This is a genomic window from Pandoraea sp. (assembly GCF_041919235.1).
GTDB lineage: Bacteria > Pseudomonadota > Gammaproteobacteria > Burkholderiales > Burkholderiaceae > Pandoraea.
On record NZ_JAYRUC010000021.1, the window covers coordinates 21,798 to 40,152 of the forward strand.

The 18,355-nt window shown below is 64.2% G+C and carries 18 protein-coding genes; 13 read left to right on the plus strand and 5 right to left on the minus strand.

Features of this window, described 5'->3' with window-relative positions; all coding sequences use genetic code 11:
* Positions 1-277 precede the first annotated feature (277 nt).
* The 10 genes from hemA to ACE3UG_RS16880 all read left to right on the plus strand — a co-directional run bounded on the left by hemA (position 278) and on the right by ACE3UG_RS16880 (position 11,012).
* On the plus strand, positions 278-1,558 hold the full coding sequence (hemA, locus tag ACE3UG_RS16835; protein WP_374625945.1) for a glutamyl-tRNA reductase: 1,281 nt from the start codon (positions 278-280) through the stop codon (positions 1,556-1,558).
* Complete coding sequence (gene prfA / locus ACE3UG_RS16840) at positions 1,559-2,641, plus strand: peptide chain release factor 1 (RefSeq protein ID WP_374625947.1); 1,083 nt, start codon at positions 1,559-1,561, stop codon at positions 2,639-2,641.
* Positions 2,641-3,504 carry a peptide chain release factor N(5)-glutamine methyltransferase gene (gene prmC / locus ACE3UG_RS16845; protein ID WP_374625949.1) on the plus strand — a complete coding sequence of 288 codons (864 nt, stop codon included), beginning with the start codon at positions 2,641-2,643 and terminating at the stop codon, positions 3,502-3,504. Before prfA ends, prmC begins: the two co-directional genes overlap by 1 nt.
* A gap of 80 nt (positions 3,505-3,584) precedes the next feature.
* Positions 3,585-3,899 (plus strand): Grx4 family monothiol glutaredoxin, encoded by a 315-nt coding sequence (grxD, locus tag ACE3UG_RS16850; RefSeq protein WP_026132086.1) that lies wholly within the window; start codon positions 3,585-3,587, stop codon positions 3,897-3,899.
* A gap of 10 nt (positions 3,900-3,909) precedes the next feature.
* Complete coding sequence (locus tag ACE3UG_RS16855; protein WP_374625952.1) at positions 3,910-4,506, plus strand: UbiX family flavin prenyltransferase; 597 nt, start codon at positions 3,910-3,912, stop codon at positions 4,504-4,506.
* A 257-nt stretch (positions 4,507-4,763) separates the two neighbouring features.
* On the plus strand, positions 4,764-5,057 hold the full coding sequence (locus ACE3UG_RS16860; protein WP_374625954.1) for a hypothetical protein: 294 nt from the start codon (positions 4,764-4,766) through the stop codon (positions 5,055-5,057).
* Positions 5,058-6,082: 1,025 nt separating this feature from the next.
* Positions 6,083-7,780 (plus strand): methyl-accepting chemotaxis protein, encoded by a 1,698-nt coding sequence (locus ACE3UG_RS16865; protein WP_374625956.1) that lies wholly within the window; start codon positions 6,083-6,085, stop codon positions 7,778-7,780.
* A 139-nt stretch (positions 7,781-7,919) separates the two neighbouring features.
* Positions 7,920-8,762: a protein-glutamate O-methyltransferase CheR gene (locus tag ACE3UG_RS16870; RefSeq protein ID WP_374625958.1), complete on the plus strand. Its 843-nt coding sequence runs from the start codon at positions 7,920-7,922 to the stop codon at positions 8,760-8,762.
* Positions 8,746-9,273 carry a chemotaxis protein CheD gene (locus ACE3UG_RS16875; protein WP_374625960.1) on the plus strand — a complete coding sequence of 176 codons (528 nt, stop codon included), beginning with the start codon at positions 8,746-8,748 and terminating at the stop codon, positions 9,271-9,273. Before ACE3UG_RS16870 ends, ACE3UG_RS16875 begins: the two co-directional genes overlap by 17 nt.
* Entirely contained in the window at positions 9,270-11,012 is a 1,743-nt protein-coding gene (locus tag ACE3UG_RS16880; protein ID WP_374625962.1) for a chemotaxis protein CheW, read from the plus strand. Before ACE3UG_RS16875 ends, ACE3UG_RS16880 begins: the two co-directional genes overlap by 4 nt.
* 157 nt (positions 11,013-11,169) lie before the next feature.
* On the opposite strand, the gene ACE3UG_RS16885 is transcribed toward ACE3UG_RS16880, so the two are convergent.
* The 4 genes from ACE3UG_RS16885 to ACE3UG_RS16900 all read right to left on the minus strand — a co-directional run bounded on the left by ACE3UG_RS16885 (position 11,170) and on the right by ACE3UG_RS16900 (position 15,475).
* On the minus strand, positions 11,170-12,351 hold the full coding sequence (locus ACE3UG_RS16885) for a DUF3734 domain-containing protein (protein WP_374625964.1): 1,182 nt from the start codon (positions 12,349-12,351) through the stop codon (positions 11,170-11,172).
* Positions 12,352-12,434: 83 nt separating this feature from the next.
* Complete coding sequence (locus ACE3UG_RS16890) at positions 12,435-13,220, minus strand: 3-hydroxybutyrate dehydrogenase (protein ID WP_374626060.1); 786 nt, start codon at positions 13,218-13,220, stop codon at positions 12,435-12,437.
* 176 nt (positions 13,221-13,396) lie between these two features.
* Positions 13,397-15,064, minus strand: a complete 1,668-nt coding sequence (gene ettA / locus ACE3UG_RS16895) for an energy-dependent translational throttle protein EttA (RefSeq protein WP_374625966.1) — start codon at positions 15,062-15,064, stop codon at positions 13,397-13,399.
* 63 nt (positions 15,065-15,127) lie between these two features.
* Positions 15,128-15,475 carry a 2Fe-2S iron-sulfur cluster-binding protein gene (locus ACE3UG_RS16900; RefSeq protein WP_374625969.1) on the minus strand — a complete coding sequence of 116 codons (348 nt, stop codon included), beginning with the start codon at positions 15,473-15,475 and terminating at the stop codon, positions 15,128-15,130.
* 170 nt (positions 15,476-15,645) lie between these two features.
* On the opposite strand from ACE3UG_RS16900, the gene ACE3UG_RS16905 reads away from it, so the two are divergent.
* The 3 genes from ACE3UG_RS16905 to ACE3UG_RS16915 all read left to right on the plus strand — a co-directional run bounded on the left by ACE3UG_RS16905 (position 15,646) and on the right by ACE3UG_RS16915 (position 17,842).
* On the plus strand, positions 15,646-16,026 hold the full coding sequence (locus tag ACE3UG_RS16905) for a nucleotide pyrophosphohydrolase (RefSeq protein WP_374625971.1): 381 nt from the start codon (positions 15,646-15,648) through the stop codon (positions 16,024-16,026).
* A gap of 286 nt (positions 16,027-16,312) precedes the next feature.
* Positions 16,313-17,425: a metallophosphoesterase gene (locus ACE3UG_RS16910; RefSeq protein WP_374626062.1), complete on the plus strand. Its 1,113-nt coding sequence runs from the start codon at positions 16,313-16,315 to the stop codon at positions 17,423-17,425.
* A 120-nt stretch (positions 17,426-17,545) separates the two neighbouring features.
* On the plus strand, positions 17,546-17,842 hold the full coding sequence (locus tag ACE3UG_RS16915) for an acylphosphatase (protein WP_374625973.1): 297 nt from the start codon (positions 17,546-17,548) through the stop codon (positions 17,840-17,842).
* A 263-nt stretch (positions 17,843-18,105) separates the two neighbouring features.
* Here ACE3UG_RS16915 and infA read toward each other — a convergent pair whose 3' ends face one another.
* Complete coding sequence (gene infA / locus ACE3UG_RS16920) at positions 18,106-18,327, minus strand: translation initiation factor IF-1 (RefSeq protein WP_199067015.1); 222 nt, start codon at positions 18,325-18,327, stop codon at positions 18,106-18,108.
* Between the last annotated feature and the right edge of the window lie 28 nt (positions 18,328-18,355).

Below are 18,355 nucleotides of genomic sequence, written 5' to 3' on the forward strand. Positions count from 1 at the left end.
ACGGGAACCCGAGGGCAGTATAGCCGCTAAATCGCCCGAATCGGCGACCAGGTCATCGCGCCCGGCCGCCATGCCGACCGAGCGATTTGCCGCGCCAAGCCGGGCAACGTCGCGGTGGCGGCCGGCGCTATTCCGGGTATAAGCGATGCCCATTTGTCAAAACCGCACGGCTGCGCGATGATGGGGTGCGCGATCCCGGTGCTCGGGGCGCGCAACGCCCGCGAAACGGGCATCGCGTCCACGCGCTATAATTACGGGCTATCAGATCCCCCACATCATGCAACTGCTCGCTCTCGGCCTGAATCACCACACGGCGCCCGTCTCGTTGCGCGAACGGGTGGCGTTTCCGTTCGAGCGGATCGAGCCGGCGCTGGCGGGCCTCAAGAGCTTGTGGACCGGCAGGTCGAGCGCCCCCGAGGCGGCCATCCTGTCGACGTGCAACCGCACCGAAATCTACTGCGCCACCGACGACGCCACCGCCCGCGAGCGCGCGGTGCACTGGCTGGCCGAGTTTCACAACATTCCCGCCAGCGATCTCGCCCCCCACCTTTACGCACTGCCCCAGTCCGACGCCGTGCGTCACGCCTTTCGCGTGGCGAGCGGGTTGGACTCGATGGTGCTCGGCGAAACACAGATCCTCGGCCAGTTGAAAGATGCCGTGCGCACCGCCGCCGAGGCTGGCGCGCTGGGCACCTATCTGAACCAGCTTTTCCAGCGCACGTTTGCCGTCGCCAAGGAAGTGCGCGGCCAGACCGAGATCGGCGCGCATTCGGTCTCGATGGCGGCGGCCGCAGTGCGACTCGCCCAGCGCATTTTCGAGAGCATCAGTACACAAAAGGTGTTGTTCATCGGCGCGGGCGAGATGATCGACCTGTGTGCGACGCACTTCGCCGCGCAGAATCCGAAAGCCCTGTACATCGCCAACCGGACTGCCGAGCGCGGCGAGCGGCTTGCCGAGCGCCTCGGCGGCACGGCCATCCGTCTGTCGGAGTTGCCTCAGCGCCTGCATGAGTTCGACATCGTCGTGTCGTGCACGGCCAGCACGCTGCCGCTGATCGGCCTGGGGGCGGTCGAGCGGGCCATCAAGGCCCGCAAGCACAAGCCGATGTTCATGGTCGATCTGGCAGTACCGCGCGACATCGAGCCCGAAGTCGGCAGGCTGACCGACGTCTTCCTGTACACCGTCGACGATCTTGGTGCGGTCGTGCGAGAAGGCAATGCCCTGCGTCAGGCAGCGGTCGCGCAGGCCGAGGCGATCATCGAGACGCGCGTGCAGAACTTCATGCAATGGCTCGACGCACGAAGCGTGGTGCCGGTCATCCGCGATATCCACAGCACGGCCGAGGCCATGCGTCTGGCTGAACTCGAGCGTGCCCAGCGCATGCTCGCGCGCGGCGACGATCCGGCCGCCGTACTCGACGCGCTGTCACAATCCCTCACCAAGAAATTCCTGCACGGCCCGACACACGCGCTGAATGCTGCGCGTGGCGATTCGCGCGAGCAAATCCTTCACCTCATTCCCGAACTGTTCCGCACCTCGGGATCCGCCGACAAATAGATGAAAGCGAGCATGCAAGCCAAGCTCGACCAGTTGACGCAACGTCTGGTCGAGCTTGATGACCTATTGAGTCAGGGCGACGTCACGCGCGATCTGGACAACTACCGCAAGCTCACGCGCGAACACGCCGAGCTGGCGCCCGTCGTCGCGCAATACCAGCACTACCGCCAGGCGCACAACGATGTCGCAGCCGCGCAGGAGATGGCGCTCGATCCCGAGATGCGTGCATTCGCGGAAGACGAATCCGCGCAAGCGCGCACGCGCATGGAAGACACGGAGACCACGCTGCAACGCATGCTGCTGCCGCGCGATCCCAACGACGAGCGCAACATCTTTCTGGAAATCCGCGCGGGCACCGGCGGCGACGAATCGGCTCTGTTCGCCGGCGATCTGTTGCGCATGTACACGCGTTACGCAGAACGTCAGCGCTGGCAGGTCGAGATCATGTCCGCCAGCGAATCGGATCTCGGCGGCTACAAGGAAGTCATCGTTCGTCTGATCGGCCAGGGCGCCTACTCGCGCCTGAAGTTCGAATCGGGCGGTCATCGCGTGCAGCGTGTGCCCGCGACGGAGACGCAGGGCCGTATTCACACGTCTGCCTGCACGGTGGCCGTGATGCCGGAAGCCGACGACGTCGCCGACGTCGACATCAACCCGGCCGACATCCGCATCGACACGTTCCGCGCGTCGGGCGCCGGGGGGCAGCACGTCAACAAGACGGATTCGGCCGTGCGCATTACGCACTTGCCCACGGGCATCGTCGTCGAATGTCAGGACGACCGCTCCCAGCATCGCAACAAGGACAAAGCGCTCAAGGTGCTGGCCGCCCGCATCAAGGACGCTCAACTGCGCGCCCAGCAAGCCAAGGAAGCCGCCACGCGCAAGAGCCTGATCGGCTCGGGCGACCGCTCGGAACGCATTCGCACGTACAACTTCCCGCAGGGGCGGATGACGGATCACCGCATCAACCTCACGCTCTACAAGCTCGAGTACATCATGGACGGCGATCTCGACGACATGATCAACGCCCTCGTCACCGAACATCAGGCCGAACAACTCGCGTCGCTGGGCGAGGCCGCCTGATGCCGCAGGGCGCGCGCGACGGTCTGCGCCTGGACACAGCTGCCACCGTGGCGTCGCTTCTGCGTGAGCCGGGGCTGCCGCCGATGGAGTCGCGCATTCTGCTCTCGCATGTGCTCGGCTGGACCCGCACGCAACTGATCACCCGCGATCGCGAGCCGCTGGCCCCCGAGACGGTGGCCATCTACCGCGCGCTGCATGCGCGTCGCGTCGCGGGCGAACCCATCGCCTATCTGACCGGCACGCGCGAGTTTTTCGGTTTGACCCTGACCGTCGACCCGTCGGTGTTGATCCCCCGGCCGGAGACCGAACTGGTCGTGGAACTGGCGCTTGCGCGTCTGGCGGGCCGCCCCGCGCCACGCGTGCTCGACCTGGGAACAGGCAGCGGCGCGATTGCGTTGGCCATCGCTCATTGCCGCCCCGATGCTCACGTCGTGGCGCTCGACCGATCGGCCAAGGCGCTCGGCGTCGCCCAGAAGAACGCGCGCGGGCTCGGGCTCGATGCCGCCGTCACGTTCGTCGCCAGCGACTGGTATGCGGCGTTGCAAACGAACATTGCACCGTTCGACCTCATCGTCTCGAATCCGCCTTACATTGTGTCGGGCGACGAACATCTCTCGCAGGGCGATTTGCGCTTCGAGCCTGTCGATGCCTTGACCGATCACGCGGATGGTCTTGCCGCCCTGCGCACGATCGTGGCCGGTGCAACGTCGCGCCTGCCGCCCGACGGCTGGCTGCTGTGCGAGCACGGCTACCACCAGAGCGCCGACGTTCGTGCGCTCTGTCTGGCCGCGGGCTTCGCCGACGTGTTCTCCGAGCGGGATCTGGCAGGCATCGAGCGCGTCACGGGAGGGCGGCGCGTCTGAGCGCGTGCCCACGGACGCGGCGGAAAACCGCTAAAATGCCGGATACGCCGACTTTCCGGCATCCCCACGAGCTTTCCACCATGACTACCCAGCAACGTATCCAGCAAATCGTTACCGAACACCCCGTCGTGCTCTTCATGAAGGGCAACGCGCAATTTCCGATGTGCGGCTTCTCGGGCCGCGCCGTGCAGATCCTGAAAGCGTGTGGCGTCGACAACCTGTTCACGGTGGACGTGCTGCAAGACGAAGAGATCCGCCAGGGCGTGAAGGAATTCGCCAACTGGCCGACCATTCCCCAGCTCTATATCAACGGCGAATTCGTCGGCGGCTCGGACATCATGATGGAGATGTACCAAAGCGGCGAACTCAAGCAGGTCCTCGCCGACCTCGCGTAATGCCTCACTGATGACAGCCCCGCTGCCTGCACGTCTGGTCGTCGCCATCACGGGTGCGACCGGCGCCGTCTATGGCGTGCGTCTGCTTGAACGGCTGCGGGCCATGGGCGGCGTCGAGACCCATCTGCTGGTGTCGAGTGCGGGCTGGCTGACCTTACGTCACGAACTCGGGATGGAGCGCGCCGACGTGCAGGCGCTGGCCGATCGTTACCATAGCGTGCGCGAGATCGGCGCCAACATTGCCAGCGGCTCGTTCGCCACGGCGGGCATGGTCGTTGCCCCCTGCTCGATGAAGACGCTCGCGAGCGTCGCCCATGGACTTGCGGACAACCTGATCGCGCGCGCTGCCGACGTCACGCTCAAAGAGCGCCGCCGCCTCGTGCTGATGGTGCGTGAAACGCCCTTCAACCTTGCGCATCTTCGCAATATGACGGCCGTCACCGAAATGGGCGGCATCGTCTACCCGCCACTCCCCGCGTTTTACAACCATCCGGCATCGCTCGATGCAATGGTCGACGACACCGTCGCACGCGTGATCGACCTGTTCGCGCTCGCACCGCCCGTCTCCACCAGTTGGGACGGCCTCGGCAAGGGCACCGAGGCTTAACTCGGCGAGGTGGCAGGTGTCGAGGTGGCGAGGTGGCGATTTGGCGCTTGGCCGATGCGGCGACCGCGCGTGCGGCTGCCGTGCACCCGCCCCGTCGACGGTATCAAGGAAACGGCGTCTGTGCCGCACCGCCTCGCACGGGGCGCAACCGCACCGAAGTGCCAGCAAGCGCCGCATGGACTATAGTGAAGACGCCGCACTTTGCGTGTTCAGCCGCCCTCCCCGTTGGGGGGACAGGTTCGCGACCGGAGTTTGTGATGGAGACCACCCTCTCGCCTGTTGTCGTCTATGCCGTGGTGACGCTCGCTTTTGTTATGTTGGTGCTGGTCGTGCCTGTGGGCGCTCGCTGGCACCAGATCGTCTGGCCGGCGTCGATGCCACCGCTGTCACCGCATCGCCCGGGAGACCTGCTCGGCACTGCGCGTACCCCTTACTGGCGCGCCCCGAACGACACTCAGGATTTGCGGCGCCCATCGTACTTCGCGACATCGGCCCGGCGTGGCCGCCGCCCCGCGAGCTTTCTCGCACCGCGCGATCATGAACGGCGCTGAGCGCCGTCCGCTGCGTGACGACGATTGACGAAGCCCCGCAAGGTCGAACCTGCGGGGCTTCTGTTTTTCTTCACGCATGCAAACGGGCGGAACGGGCGGAACAGGCGGGACTGACGTGTCGCAATTCAATCACCCGTGGCTCGCGGGCGACTGCTCATATCCGCCCCCGACGCTACGTTGCAACCGTGTTGCCTCATGTGCGAACAGGCTTCACGCATCAATAGCGATAACAGCATCGATGTCCGTAATACCCACCGTAATATGGGCGCGCCGGGACGACAACGCACCCGGCAAGCGTGACGGTGAGCAACGCAGCGACGACTAACTTCATGATCTAACTCCTGACAATGGGGAACGTGAATCCGCTCGCCTTCTTTATATCGCCGCGCTTGCCGGAAACCCATCACGCGTCTGTAAGCGGTGTAAGCGAAGGTTGCCAAACGAGGAATGTGTCGCACTTTGTTACGTAACACCCCGGGCATCTCTCCGTAACACGCCCCGCTCGGGCGCGCTCCGCGTCAATGGCGACGTGGGTCTCCAACGCCCATCCGGCTGGCACAAGGCTTGCATGGAGATGCGCGTCGCCCTTTCAATTGCCCCGAAGAGTGCGACTTTGAGTCAAACCCTCCTCCCGTTTCAGACGCGGGAGGGGGTCTTTTTCCCCGCCCCACCGATTCGCATGACTCGGGAATTCCGGTACCGAATCGCGTCCTCTCCTTCACGGCGTTCGCGCAGGCGCACCCTGATCCTTTATTTCATTTGTGCGTTTGAAATGTGTTGACGCTATACCCGTTCCAACGAAATTTGCGATTCCGTTATCTTTAAAGCCTTATTGGTCGGGGCTTTCGAGATGTTTTACGCTGTTGCGCAAAAAACTATTCGGGTTGGCACTGATCTCAAGTTGACTTTTGCACAGTCGTAATCGCGTCTATAGAGGACTGCGCGCCAACGACGGGTGAGTGCAGCATCCCTTTCGTGACGGCCGCACGACACGCGCCGGGGCAAGCGTATCAGGGGAGAGAGTCATGGAAATCGCCACGCCTGAATTCCAGATGGAACAGCAGGAACTACAAGCCGTCAACGCGGCGCTCAATCGCGTGCAGGCGGTGATCGAATTCGATTTGCAGGGCCGCATCCTGCACGCAAACGAGAATTTTCTGCAGACCATCGGATACCGGCTCGACGAAATCGAGGGGCAGCATCATCGTATGTTCTGCGAGCCCGATTACTCGGCGTCGGACGCATACCGCGAGTTCTGGGCCAAGCTGGGCCGGGGCGAGTTCGACGCCGGCGAGTACAAGCGCATCGGCAAAGGCGGCCGCGAGGTGTGGATTCGCGCATCGTACAACCCGGTGTTGGACGTCAACGGCGCGCCTTACAAGGTCATCAAGTTCGCCACCGATATCACTGCCGATCGCGGACGTCAGGCCGAATTCGAAGGCAAGGTACGCGCCATGGACCTTGCCCAGGCGGTCATCGAGTTCAATCTCGACGGTACGGTCATCAACGCCAACGACAACTTCCTGAAGGCGCTCGGCTACACGCTCGACGAAATTCGCGGCAAGCACCATCGTATGTTCTGCGAAGCGGACTACGCGGCGTCGCAGTCGTATCACGACTTCTGGGCAAAGCTCAACCGCGGCGAGTTCGATGCGGGCCGCTACAAGCGCATCGGACGCGGCTCAAGGGAAATCTGGATTCAGGCCACATACAACCCGATCCTCGACGCGAACGGCCGCCCGTACAAGGTCGTGAAGTTCGCCACCGACATCACACAGCAGGTCGAGCTGGAAGCGAGCGTGAAACGCCGCGCCGAAGATGACCAGCGTAAGGTGGCATTGCTGCTCGACACGGTCAATCGCGCCGCAGCGGGCGACCTCACGGGGGAAATCGCTGTCGCGGGCAGCGACCCCATCGATCAGTTGGCCGACGGCATTCGGCACATGATGGACGACCTGCGCGGGGTGATCGGCAAGGTCGTCAAATCGGCAGGCGAGTTCTCCGGCGCGTCGCGCGATATCGCCGAGCGCGCCAATACCGTGGCCACGGGCGCACAGGCGCTCGGCGCGACGGTGGAAGAAATGAACGCGTCCATCGAGGAACTGACGGCGTCGATCAACTCGATTGCGGACAACACCAAGGGCGCCGATCAGCTCGCCAAATCCACCCAACAGGAAGCCGAAACCGGAGCACGCGCGATTGCGCGCTCCGTCGAGGCCATGGAGCTGATCGACAAGTCGTCGGAAGACATCAGCGAGATCGTCAAGGTGATCGGCGAGATCGCCGGTCAAACCAACCTGCTTGCATTCAACGCGGCCATCGAAGCGGCCCGCGCCGGAGAACATGGTCTGGGCTTCTCGGTCGTGGCCGACGAAGTGCGCAAGTTGGCCGAACGCTCGTCGCAAGCGACCAAGGAGATCTCCAAGCTGATCAACGAATCGACCAAGCGCGTAGCGCAAGGCAGCGAGGTGTCTCGGCAGGCCGGTGAAGCGTTCGAGAAGATCGTCGGCGGGGTGTCGCGGACGACGCAGGCGATCTCCGAAATTTCGTGCGCCGCCGAAGAGCAACTCGTCGCCGCCCGCGAAGTGAGCCTCGCGATCCAGCACGTCGCGGAAGAGACGGAGAAGTCCGCAGGCGCCTGCGAGACCATCGCGCAGGCAACCACCGGGCTCAACCAGGGTGCGCAAGACCTCGACCGCACGGTATCGCGATTCAAGGTGTAAGCGCGCCTGCGGCGCAGACTGCGGACGCAGACCCACGGCGTTGGCCGGTATCCGTAGGCATCCGTAGGCATCCGTAGGCATCGGCCGGTTCGCGCCACTCGCGCGAAGCCGGATCACACGTCCACCACGAGGGCCCGATATGGAAATCGAAGCCGACGCCGACAACGGCACCCAGCAGGCGCTTCTGCGCGCTGTGCACCGGCACACCGGCATCTCGATGAACGAGAAGAAGTGGACGATGTTGCAGGGCCGACTGCGCCCTCGCCTGCGCACGCTCTCGCTGCACAGCTATCGCGACTACCTTGCGCTGCTCGAGAGCACCCCGGACGAAGTGCGCAACTTCGTGAATCTGGTCACGACGAACGAGACCACGTTCTTTCGCACGCCGCGTGTCTGGGATTACCTCGCCCAGCACTTCCTGCCGCGCTGGCACGCCGCCAACCCCGGCCGAACCTTCCGGATGTGGTCGGCGGCGGCATCCTCCGGCGAAGAGTCCTACTCCGCGGCGATGATCTGCGAGGAATTCCGTTCGCGAAATCCCGGCTTCCAGTACCAGATCCACGCGACCGACATTTCCAGCCAGGTGCTGGCCGTGGCGATGGCCGGCACCTACAGCGGACGCAGTATCGAAGGTCTCAAGCAGCAACGACCGGCCATGCTTGCGAAGTATTTCCGGCCGAACGCCGACGGCTTTGCGGTTGCGCCGGAATTGCGTGCGCACGTCACGTTCGCGGAGCACAACCTCTATCAACGCATGGCCCGCCGTGAGTCGTTCGATCTCGTCATGCTGCGCAACGTGCTGATCTACTTCGAATCGGGCGATCAGGAACGCGTGCTCGAGAACGTGCGCCAGACGCTGACGCCCGACGGCGTGCTGATCGTCGGCGAATCGGAATCGCTGACTCGGCTCTCGACGGGCTATCAGTTCGAGCAACCGCTCATTTACCGGAATCAGGGGGCGTCGAATGGGGCCGTCGCATGACATTCAGGTGTTGATGGGCGAGGTGCGCATCGGGCGTGGCGAAGACGTGCTGCGCGCCACTCTCGGTTCGTGTGTCGGCATCGGTTTGATGTGGCGGGCGCGGGGGCTTTACGGCCTCGCACACTGCCTGTTGCCCGAGGCGCCGACGCCGACCTTCGCCATCGGGGCGAAGTACGTGACACAAGCCGTGCCCTCGCTGCTCGCGCTGATGAAGGCCGATGGTGCGCGCCGCGGTGAAATCGAGGCCGTGATCGCGGGCGGCGGCAATATGATGCCGCACCAACCGCCAGCACGGCACGGACTCATCGGCGTAGCGAATGCCAAGATAGCGCAGGCACTGATTGCCGAGACCGGTATCCCGATCGTGCACGTCGAGGTCGGCGGCGAAGTCGGACGGCAACTGACCATCGATTGCGCCCATCACGCCTTCCATGTGCGCGCGATCGGTGCCAACGGGGGCATCGCGGTACCGCGCCGCCCCGATCTTCGACTCGTGGGGCGAGAATCATGAACGCGCGAACACCAGGATTTCCGCTTCCGAATCGCGACGCCGTCGCAGGCTCCGGCGTGCTGCCGCCGACGGTATCGCCTTATCAAGGCTATCGACACTATCGGCACGATGAAGGCAACGGTGCCACGAGCGTCGCTTCGGTGCCGGCACAGGCACCGGCGCAGGCACCCGCACCGGCACCGCGTGTCACTCGCCCGGACGATATCGAAGTCTTCGGCTCATTTCACCTGGGAGAGGTGGAGTTCGCGCTGCCCATCGCAGCACTGCAGGAGGTGGTGAACTATCCGGCGCGCGTCACCCCTGTGCCGCTCTCGCCCCCTTATCTGCTCGGCCTGTTCAATCTGCGCGGCACGCTTATCCCCATCGTCGATCTGAAACCGCTGCTGGCGATTGCACCGGAAGCGTCGGCCGGACCGGCGCCCGTGACCGAGAAGATTGCCATCGTCGACGTCGAGGGCGTGCGCGTGGGACTACTGTTCGATGCCACCAGCGAAATCCTGCGCGTGCGCGCGTCGCAGCGCACGGGGTTCGAATACGACCCGTCGCATACAGCACCGCAGGTGGTCTGCGGTGCAATCAAACTTGACGATGGCGATCGCATTCTGCAGATCCTCGCGCCCAGCGCACTCGTTCGCATCGAGAACATGCCGCATTTGCTCGCGCGCCAGGCGCTCACCGCACCACAGCGCCGCCAGCAGCGTCAACGGTTGCAGTGTGTATCGTTCACGGTCGAGCACGCTCGCCTTGCGCTGCCGATGAGCGCGATCCGCGAAATCATCCGCATTCCCGAAATGCAGAACTCGGCGCTCGCCAGCGTGTTTTGCGTCGGCATGCTCAATCTTCGCGGCACCGTCGTGCCGGTGGTCGACTTCGCGCACTTCCTCGGCTTGCATGCCAGCCGCCCCGACGCCGACGTCGCGGGCACGGCGTCGGACCCGCGACGGATTCTGATCGTCAAGCAGGAAGACGTGCATTTCGGTCTGTTGGTGGACACCGTGGAGAGCATCGTGACGTACTTCGCCGATGAGTTGCTCGCCATGCCGTCCTTCAGCGCCTCGCATGCGCAGCTCTTCTCAGGCTGCATCAGCCGCGAGCAAAACGACGATATCGTGTTGCTCAACGCCGACGAACTCTTCACGCATTCGCAGGTGATCGAACTCACGCGAGGGCACCGGGCGCTGTATCGGGAAGCGGACGGCGCACAGCGTACGACGTCGGGCGATTCGGCTTGGCGCGGCGCAGGCGCATCATCGTCGCGCGGCACGCGCCACGCTTACGTGTCGTTCCGTCTGCAGCACATGCTGGCGGTGCGTCTCGACCAGTTGCGCGAGATCATTCACGACTCGCCGGACATCATGCCCGCGCCGGGTGCGCCGACGTTCGTACGCGGCATGCTCAATCTGCGACGCGAGCTGGTCACCATCGTCGACTTGCGCACGCTGTACGGGATGCCGCCGCAGGACGACGCGCAGGCGCGCAAGATTCTCGTCATCGAACACGGCAAAGACAAGCTCGGGCTGCTCGTCGACGCCATCGAGAACATTGTCACGCTCGACGAAGCCGACAAGCTTCCGGTGCCCGCCATGTTGCTTGGCCGCGCCACGCACGAGATGCGCAACGACATGCGCGAGGCCGTCGAGCTGCCCGCCGCCGACGGCACCGCCCGCACCGCCATGCTGCTCGATCTGCAACCGCTCAAACTGCGGCTCGAGACCGCGCTCGCGCAGTCGACGCAGTGAGCGCCCGGGAAAGAACGGTTCATCGGAGGGCTGGCGCGTCGCGCGCGCCGGCTGCAGGGCCCTGCGGCGTGTCGGGGGGCACGCCGCAGGGGTAGTGCAAAGGCGGCGGAAGGGTCGTGATACGGTCTTGAGACGCTTGGGGACCGAGGGAAAAATGTCAGACGACTTCGTGGCGATGAATATCGTGCGTGACGAAGCCCGAGGCGTCTTGCGGCATGGCCAGCCAGTCGGGATACTCGAGCGTGCGGCGCACGTCGTCGAGACCGCTCGCCCAGTGATCGAGCATGCTGGCGAGGCCGAACTGATAGTCCTTGTAGTGCCCCTCGTACTCCTTGTCGCGGTAGATGAGCTGGATGACGTTGTAGCGTTTGCAGCACGCGATTTCCTGCGCCGCGTGGCACCACGGATCGTGCGCGCGCACGTCCGCCGGCACATGCTCGAGGACTTCGCGCAATACACGGCGATAATGCTGTGCGCGCTGAAGGTTGTCCGTCACGAGACGCGTACGACTTGAAAACTGAATGTCCTTCTGCCGGTCCGCAACATCGTTCAGATTGTCGGGCAGCGGGCCGCGCGCACTCCACAGATCGACCTGAAACGCGAGCGTATCGCGCCGCGGCGACGTGCCCAGCACTTCCGAGAGCGGCGTATTCGATACGAGACCGCCATCCCAGAAATACTGACCGTCGATCTCTACGGCAGGAAACCCCGGCGGCAGTGCCCCCGACGCCATGAAGTGCTCGGCGCGCAACACCTCGCGCGTGTTGTCGAAGTAGACGAAGTTGCCCGTGTGCACGTTGACGGCGCCAACCGACACCCGGATTTCGCGCGAATTGATGCGGTCGAAATCGACGAAACGCTCCAACGTGCCGCGCAGCGCCGACGTGTCATAGAAGCTTGCGTGCGCCGGATCGCCCATTGCGGTCGGCAGCGGCTGAGGCCAGCGCGGCGTGAAGAAGCCCTTCTGACCCTCGACCATGGCCCGCCATGCCTGCCACGCACTGTAGGCGATGCGTCCAGATTCGGGGCCATTGAGGATGGCCGCTTCAAACGGTGCGGGCAGCGGCGGAAACACGGCAGGCTCGCAGATCGTGCGCCAGAACGCTTCGAGCTGCGCCACGCGACGCTCGGGCGGATTGCCCGCGATGATCGCCGTGTTGAGCGCGCCGATGGAAATACCGGCGATCCAGTTCGGCGCGATGCCGGCTTCGAACAAACCGGCATAGACGCCCGCCTGATACGCCCCGAGCGCCCCCCCGCCCTGCAAGACGAGTGCGACGGTCTCGTAGGGTGGGAGATCGATGGCGCGTTTGGGGACATTCGGCGGATTGGCCGTCATGACCGTTCTCCTGAAGCTTTCTGATACTGACTGGGAACGGCGCCGGCACATGACGCGGCCGGCGCAAACGAACGGATGACGCGTTACTGCATGAACCAGCCGTGACTGACCACGAACGACTGGCCGGTGAACGCAGCCGTCGGGAACGTGGCGAGAAAGAGCGCGGTTTGCGCGACGTCGTCGACCGTGGTGAATATGCCATCGACCGTGCCGCCGAGCATGACCTTCTTGATGACCTCGTCTTCCGAAATGCCCAGTTCCTTCGCCTGCTCCGGAATCTGCTTGTCGACGAGCGGTGTGCGCACGAAGCCCGGACAGATGACGTGCGAGCGCACGTTGTGCTTCGCGCCTTCCTTGGCAAGCACGCGTGCGAGCCCCAACAGTGCATGCTTGGCCGCCACATAGGCCGACTTCAGCGGCGACGCCTCATGCGAATGCACCGAGCCCATGTAGATGACGATGCCGCCCCGGTCATCCTTGTACATGTGCTTGAGTGCTGCCTTGGTCGTGAGGAAGGCACCGTCCACGTGAATGGCCTGCATCTTCTTCCAGTCGGCAAACGAATAGTTCTCGATGGGATTGACGATCTGGATCCCCGCGTTCGAGACCAGAATGTCGATCGACCCGAAGGTCTCCGCCACCTTATCGATGCCGCTGTTCACGGCGTCCTCGCTCGTCACGTCCATCGCCACGCCGATCGCGCGACCGCCGGCCGCCTCGATCTCTTGCGCCACGGCGTCGGCACCCTGCTGGTTCAGATCGGCAATCGCCACCGCCGCACCGGCGCGCGCGAGTGTGAACGCGATTTCGCGGCCGATGCCGCTGGCGGCACCGGTCACCACGGCGACTTTCCCGTTCAACTGATTCACTGACTGGCTCATTTGCACACTCCTGATTCGTTAAATGGCGCGTCATGCGGCGCGCGTGGCGCCGGCATGGCACGTCGAACACGGGTTGCTCGGGGCCGGCACATCGCGACCATCGCAACGAACTTGCCGGACCGTCGTTCAAACAGAAAAGGCGCCCTGCGGCGCCTTTTCCTGCATTACCGCGCGATCGGCTTGTAGCGGATTCGCTTCGGCTTTGCGGCCTCCTCGCCCAGGCGTTTCTTCTTGTCCGCCTCGTACTCCTGATAGTTGCCCGGGAAGAACTCGACGTGCGAGTCGCCTTCGAAGGCCAGAATATGCGTGGCGATACGATCGAGGAACCAACGGTCGTGGGAGATCACCATCACACAACCGGCGAACTCGAGCAGCGCGTCCTCGAGTGCACGCAGGGTTTCGACGTCCAGATCGTTCGAGGGTTCATCGAGCAGCAACACGTTGCCGCCGGAAATCAGCGTCTTGGCCATGTGCAGACGCCCGCGCTCACCGCCCGAGAGCGAACCCACCTGCTTCTGCTGGTCCGAGCCCTTGAAGTTGAAGCGACCGATGTAGGCGCGCGACGGCGTTTGGTATTTGCCCACCGTGAGCATGTCCGCCCCGCCCGAAATCTCTTCGAACACGGTTTTCTTGCCGTCGAGCGCGTCGCGGCTCTGGTCGACGTATGCCATCTTGACCGTCGGACCGACCTTGATCTCGCCGCTGTCCGGCTGCTCGCGGCCCGTGAGCATCTTGAAGAACGTCGATTTACCGGCGCCGTTCGGGCCGATGATGCCGACAATGGCGCCGGGCGGCACCGTGAAACTCAGATCGTCGATCAGCAGGCGGTCGCCGAACGCCTTCGACACATGTTTGAACTCGATGACTTCGTTACCCAGACGCTCGCCCACCGGGATGAAGATTTCCTGGGTTTCGTTGCGCTGCTGGTATTCCTGGCTGTTCAGTTCGTCAAACCGGGCGAGGCGCGCCTTCGACTTCGCCTGACGGCCCTTCGGATTCTGACGTACCCACTCCAGCTCCTTGTGGAGCGCCTTCTGACGGGCCGACTCGGTCGCCTCTTCCTGCTTCAGGCGTTGTTCCTTCTGGTCGAGCCAGGAACTGTAATTGCCCTTCCATGGAATGCCGTGCCCCCGGTCGAGTTCGAGAATCCACTCGGCGGCGTTATCGAGGAAGTAGCGATCGTGGGTGACGGCCACGACCGTCCCAGGGAAGCGCGTCAGGAACTGTTCGAGCCAGTCGACCGATTCGGCATCCAGGTGGTTGGTGGGCTCGTCGAGCAGCAACATGTCCGGCTTCGAGAGCAACAGGCGCGCCAGCGCCACGCGGCGCTTTTCCCCGCCCGAGAGCACGCCGATCTTGGCGTCCCACGCCGGCAAGCGCAGCGCGTCGGCCGCCACTTCGAGCGTCTGCTCGATGTTGTTGCCGTCGCTCGCGGCGAGAATCGCTTCGTACTTGGCTTGCTCGGCGGCGAGCGCGTCGAAATCGGCGTCCGGCTCGGCGTACGCAGCGTAGATTTCGTCGAGCTTCGTGCGCGCCTCGAACACTTCCCCCATGCCACCTTCGACAGCTTCACGCACCGTCTGCTCCGGATCGAGCTGCGGCTCCTGCGGGAGGTATCCGATGTTCAGGTTCGCCATCGGAATCGCTTCGCCCTCGATTTCCTTGTCGACGCCCGCCATGATCCTGAGCAGGGTCGATTTGCCCGAACCGTTCAGGCCCAGCACGCCGATCTTGGCGCCCGGAAAAAACGACAGCGAGATGTCCTTGAGGATGTGACGCTTGGGCGGCACGATCTTGCCCACGCGGTTCATGCTGAATACGTACTGTGCCATTCGGCTTTCCTGATCCTGAAACGGTGATGACGACTCGGGGACGAGCGTCGGATAGCGGCAAGTTTAACAAAGCACGGCGTCGGGCGCGTCGATGACGAGGTCGGCACGGGCATAGGCGCAGCACGGCAGCAGCCAGCCGTCTGCCTTCTCTTCACGCGACAGGCCGGGCCATTCGATCCGGTACGCCACCGGGGCGGGCCCGCCGCCGGTGTTTGCCCGGCAGAGACAGGCACGGCATGTGCCGTTGCGGCACAGGCTCGGCAGCTTGACCCCGGCGGCCTGTGCCGCGAGCAGGATCGGCGTGTCGACGGGTGCGTCGAACTGCCATCCCGACGGCACGAGCGTGACGCGCCAGGACATCGGCGCCGGGCGGGTGGCAGAGGGGGCGGGGTCTGGGGTGAAGCTGTCCAAGGGGTGCGGATTCGGAAGTGATCGGGATGGTGCACGACGCATCTTGCGCCAACGCGCTACCATACCCCGTTCCTGCGGCTTTTTGTCGCCTCTCCCGAGTCTCCCGAGCCCGCTTGCGGCCGCCCTGCCACGTTCGGGTCATGCCGGGCCACATTCGAATACCGCATGCCATGTCCGCTGCTCCCAAAGATTGCGTTACGCAAGGCGATGCCGACGCCATGAAGGCTCGCCTCCTCGATACTGCCGGGCTGGAGACTGCCCTGCATGCATTCGCCGACGCACGCGACTGGCACCGGTACCACACGCCGAAGAATCTGGCGATGGCGCTGAGCGTCGAGGTCGCGGAGCTGGTCGAGATTTTTCAGTGGCACACGGATGCCGAAGCCAAGGCGGTCATGCAGACGAGCGAGGCACGGCACGTCGAACAGGAACTGGCGGACATCGCCATGTATCTCGTGCGGCTGTCCTCGGTCCTGGGCGTCGATCTGAACCGCGCCGTGACTGAGAAGCTCGTCGTGAACGCGCAAAAGTACCCGGCACCCCAAGGGTAGCCGTCTCCCTTGCTTGCCATGACACGGTCCGCAGCGGCGGAAGCGTCCACATTGACCATAGCGGCCTTAGCGCCCATAGCGGCCATTTCGGCCATGTCGGCCATGTCGGCCATGTCGGCATATGGCTGACGTGTCCGCCGCCCAGGCCCGCCCTCGAACTCCGACCAGACACAACGCCATGTCGCAACCCTCACAAGCTTCAAAGGCATCCAAGACATCGCCCGGCGCGGCTCACTCGCACGGCAAGTCGTCGCGGCGCTCGCTGCCTGCGCGTCCGCGATGGCTGATGCTCGCCCTCATTGCGCTGCTGCACGCGTATATCGGCTGGCGCCTGCTGGGGCCGCTACCCGTCGCCGTCGGCTGGAAGGCCCTGGGTGGACTGTGGCTGGCCGCCTCGACCGTCCTCATTCCGCTCGGCCTGATGAGCCGCGCCATCCAGCACGAGCCGCTGGCGACCCTCCTGACGTGGGCGGGCATGACGGCCATCGGCATCTTCTCGACGCTGTTCGTGCTCACGGTGCTGCGCGACGTCGTGCTCGGCGTGGCGATGCTCATCTCCGCGCTCGACGCACAACTCGTCATCCGCTCGGCGGTCATTGTGCTGGCGCTCACCGCGATGGCCACCTTGCTCGGCTTCTACAACGCGCGACGGCTTGCACGCATCGTCGACGTCGACGTTCCCATCGTCGACCTGCCCCCCGAACTCGACGGGTTCACCATCGTGCAGTTGAGCGATATTCATGTGAGTTCGACGATTCGCCGCCGTTACATCGAGGCCATCGTCGAGGCCGCGAACGACCTCACGCCCGACCTTGTCGCCATCACCGGCGATCTGGTCGACGGCGGGGTACCCGCTTTGCGCGAGCACATCGCGCCGCTCGCACGGCTCACGTCGCGCCACGGCACATACGTCTGCACCGGCAACCACGAGTACTACTCGGGTGCGCCTGCATGGGTCGACGAATTGCGGCGCATCGGCCTGACGGTGCTCGAGAACGAACATGTGGTGCTTGAACATGAAGGGGCGTCGCTCATCGTCGCGGGGGTGACAGACTTTTCCGCGCATCATTTCGACCCCCAAAAGGGCAGCGACCCGATGGCCGCCGTGGCGGGTGCTCCCGAAGGCGTACCGCGTGTGTTACTTGCCCATCAACCGCGCAGCGCGCCAGCGGCGCACGAAGCAGGCTTCGACTTGCAGCTCTCGGGACACACGCACGGTGGACAATTCTGGCCCTGGATGTACTTCGTGCCGCTGCAGCAGCCGTACGTGCACGGCCTGCACCGCCTTGGGCGTCTGGCGATCTATGTCAGTCGGGGCACCGGCTACTGGGGGCCGCCCAAGCGCTTTGGAGCGCCCTCGGAGATAACGCGTCTGCGGCTTGTATCGGGCAAGACCTGAGCGGCGGCGGCGCATCCACGTGACAAGGCGCGGGCATGCGCCAGACGATGGCGCTACAATCGGCCTTCCCTGAAGGTTCGCCTTTGGTATTCCCGGACTCGTTTTCCGCTGCTCGCCGCCATGAAGTCACTCTCGCCCAGTTCCTCGCTCGAAACCGTTGCCGTGCGCTTGCGCGGTAAGCTTCAGGGCGTTGGCTACCGGCAGGCGGCGGTGCGCGAGGGACACCTGCTCGGTGTTCGCGGCTGGGTGCAGGCACTCCCCGAGGGAGACATTCTTGCGATGGTGCAAGGCACGCCGGATCAGGTCGACAAGATGCTCGAATGGATGCGACACGGGCCACCGGGCACGCGCGTGACGGAATTCGAAAGCGACGCGGCGTACACCGGTCGGCGTTTCGACCGCTTCGAACAACTCTGACGTCACAACGACCGCGACGAGCATGCGTTGGGCGCGCACGGAGGATGGCCGCTCACAAGCGACGGTCAACCCGTGATGGCGGGAGAAAGTGGCGCGGAAGAAATTTGGGCGGGAGAAAGTGGGGCGGGAGAGAGTGGGACGGGAGATGCGACGCGAGGGGCGGCGACCGTTGGATCGCCGCCCCTCGCCTCATTGCGCGACATGCATGGCGATGCCCGCGACGGGCACCGGTTGACGCGCAAAAGCCAGACGTTGTCGCTGACTTAATTCTTGTGACGGTAGTTGATGCGGCCCTTACTCAGGTCGTAGGGCGACATTTCCAGCGTCACGCGGTCACCCGCAAGAATGCGGATGCGGTTCTTCTGCATGCGGCCGCTAGCATAAGCCATCACTTGCACGCCGTTTTCGAGCGTGACGCGAAAGCGATTGTCCGGCAATACATCCGAAACGTGTCCGCTGAATTCGATCAGTTCTTCCTTGGCCAATATCGTGTCCTCTTGAGGGTGCCGCTCG

Excerpts from the sequence above, each read along its gene's own strand:
- hemA (WP_374625945.1), top strand. The coding sequence starts at position 278 with ATGCAACTGCTCGCTCTCGGCCTGAATCACCACACGGCGCCCGTCTCG.
- prfA (WP_374625947.1), top strand. The coding sequence starts at position 1,559 with ATGAAAGCGAGCATGCAAGCCAAGCTCGACCAGTTGACGCAACGTCTG.
- prmC (WP_374625949.1), top strand. The coding sequence starts at position 2,641 with ATGCCGCAGGGCGCGCGCGACGGTCTGCGCCTGGACACAGCTGCCACC.
- grxD (WP_026132086.1), top strand. The coding sequence starts at position 3,585 with ATGACTACCCAGCAACGTATCCAGCAAATCGTTACCGAACACCCCGTC.
- ACE3UG_RS16855 (WP_374625952.1), top strand. The coding sequence starts at position 3,910 with ATGACAGCCCCGCTGCCTGCACGTCTGGTCGTCGCCATCACGGGTGCG.
- ACE3UG_RS16860 (WP_374625954.1), top strand. The coding sequence starts at position 4,764 with ATGGAGACCACCCTCTCGCCTGTTGTCGTCTATGCCGTGGTGACGCTC.
- ACE3UG_RS16865 (WP_374625956.1), top strand. The coding sequence starts at position 6,083 with ATGGAAATCGCCACGCCTGAATTCCAGATGGAACAGCAGGAACTACAA.
- ACE3UG_RS16870 (WP_374625958.1), top strand. The coding sequence starts at position 7,920 with ATGGAAATCGAAGCCGACGCCGACAACGGCACCCAGCAGGCGCTTCTG.
- ACE3UG_RS16875 (WP_374625960.1), top strand. The coding sequence starts at position 8,746 with ATGGGGCCGTCGCATGACATTCAGGTGTTGATGGGCGAGGTGCGCATC.
- ACE3UG_RS16880 (WP_374625962.1), top strand. The coding sequence starts at position 9,270 with ATGAACGCGCGAACACCAGGATTTCCGCTTCCGAATCGCGACGCCGTC.
- ACE3UG_RS16885 (WP_374625964.1), bottom strand. The coding sequence starts at position 12,351 with ATGACGGCCAATCCGCCGAATGTCCCCAAACGCGCCATCGATCTCCCA.
- ettA (WP_374625966.1), bottom strand. The coding sequence starts at position 15,064 with ATGGCACAGTACGTATTCAGCATGAACCGCGTGGGCAAGATCGTGCCG.
- ACE3UG_RS16905 (WP_374625971.1), top strand. The coding sequence starts at position 15,646 with ATGTCCGCTGCTCCCAAAGATTGCGTTACGCAAGGCGATGCCGACGCC.
- ACE3UG_RS16910 (WP_374626062.1), top strand. The coding sequence starts at position 16,313 with ATGCTCGCCCTCATTGCGCTGCTGCACGCGTATATCGGCTGGCGCCTG.
- ACE3UG_RS16915 (WP_374625973.1), top strand. The coding sequence starts at position 17,546 with ATGAAGTCACTCTCGCCCAGTTCCTCGCTCGAAACCGTTGCCGTGCGC.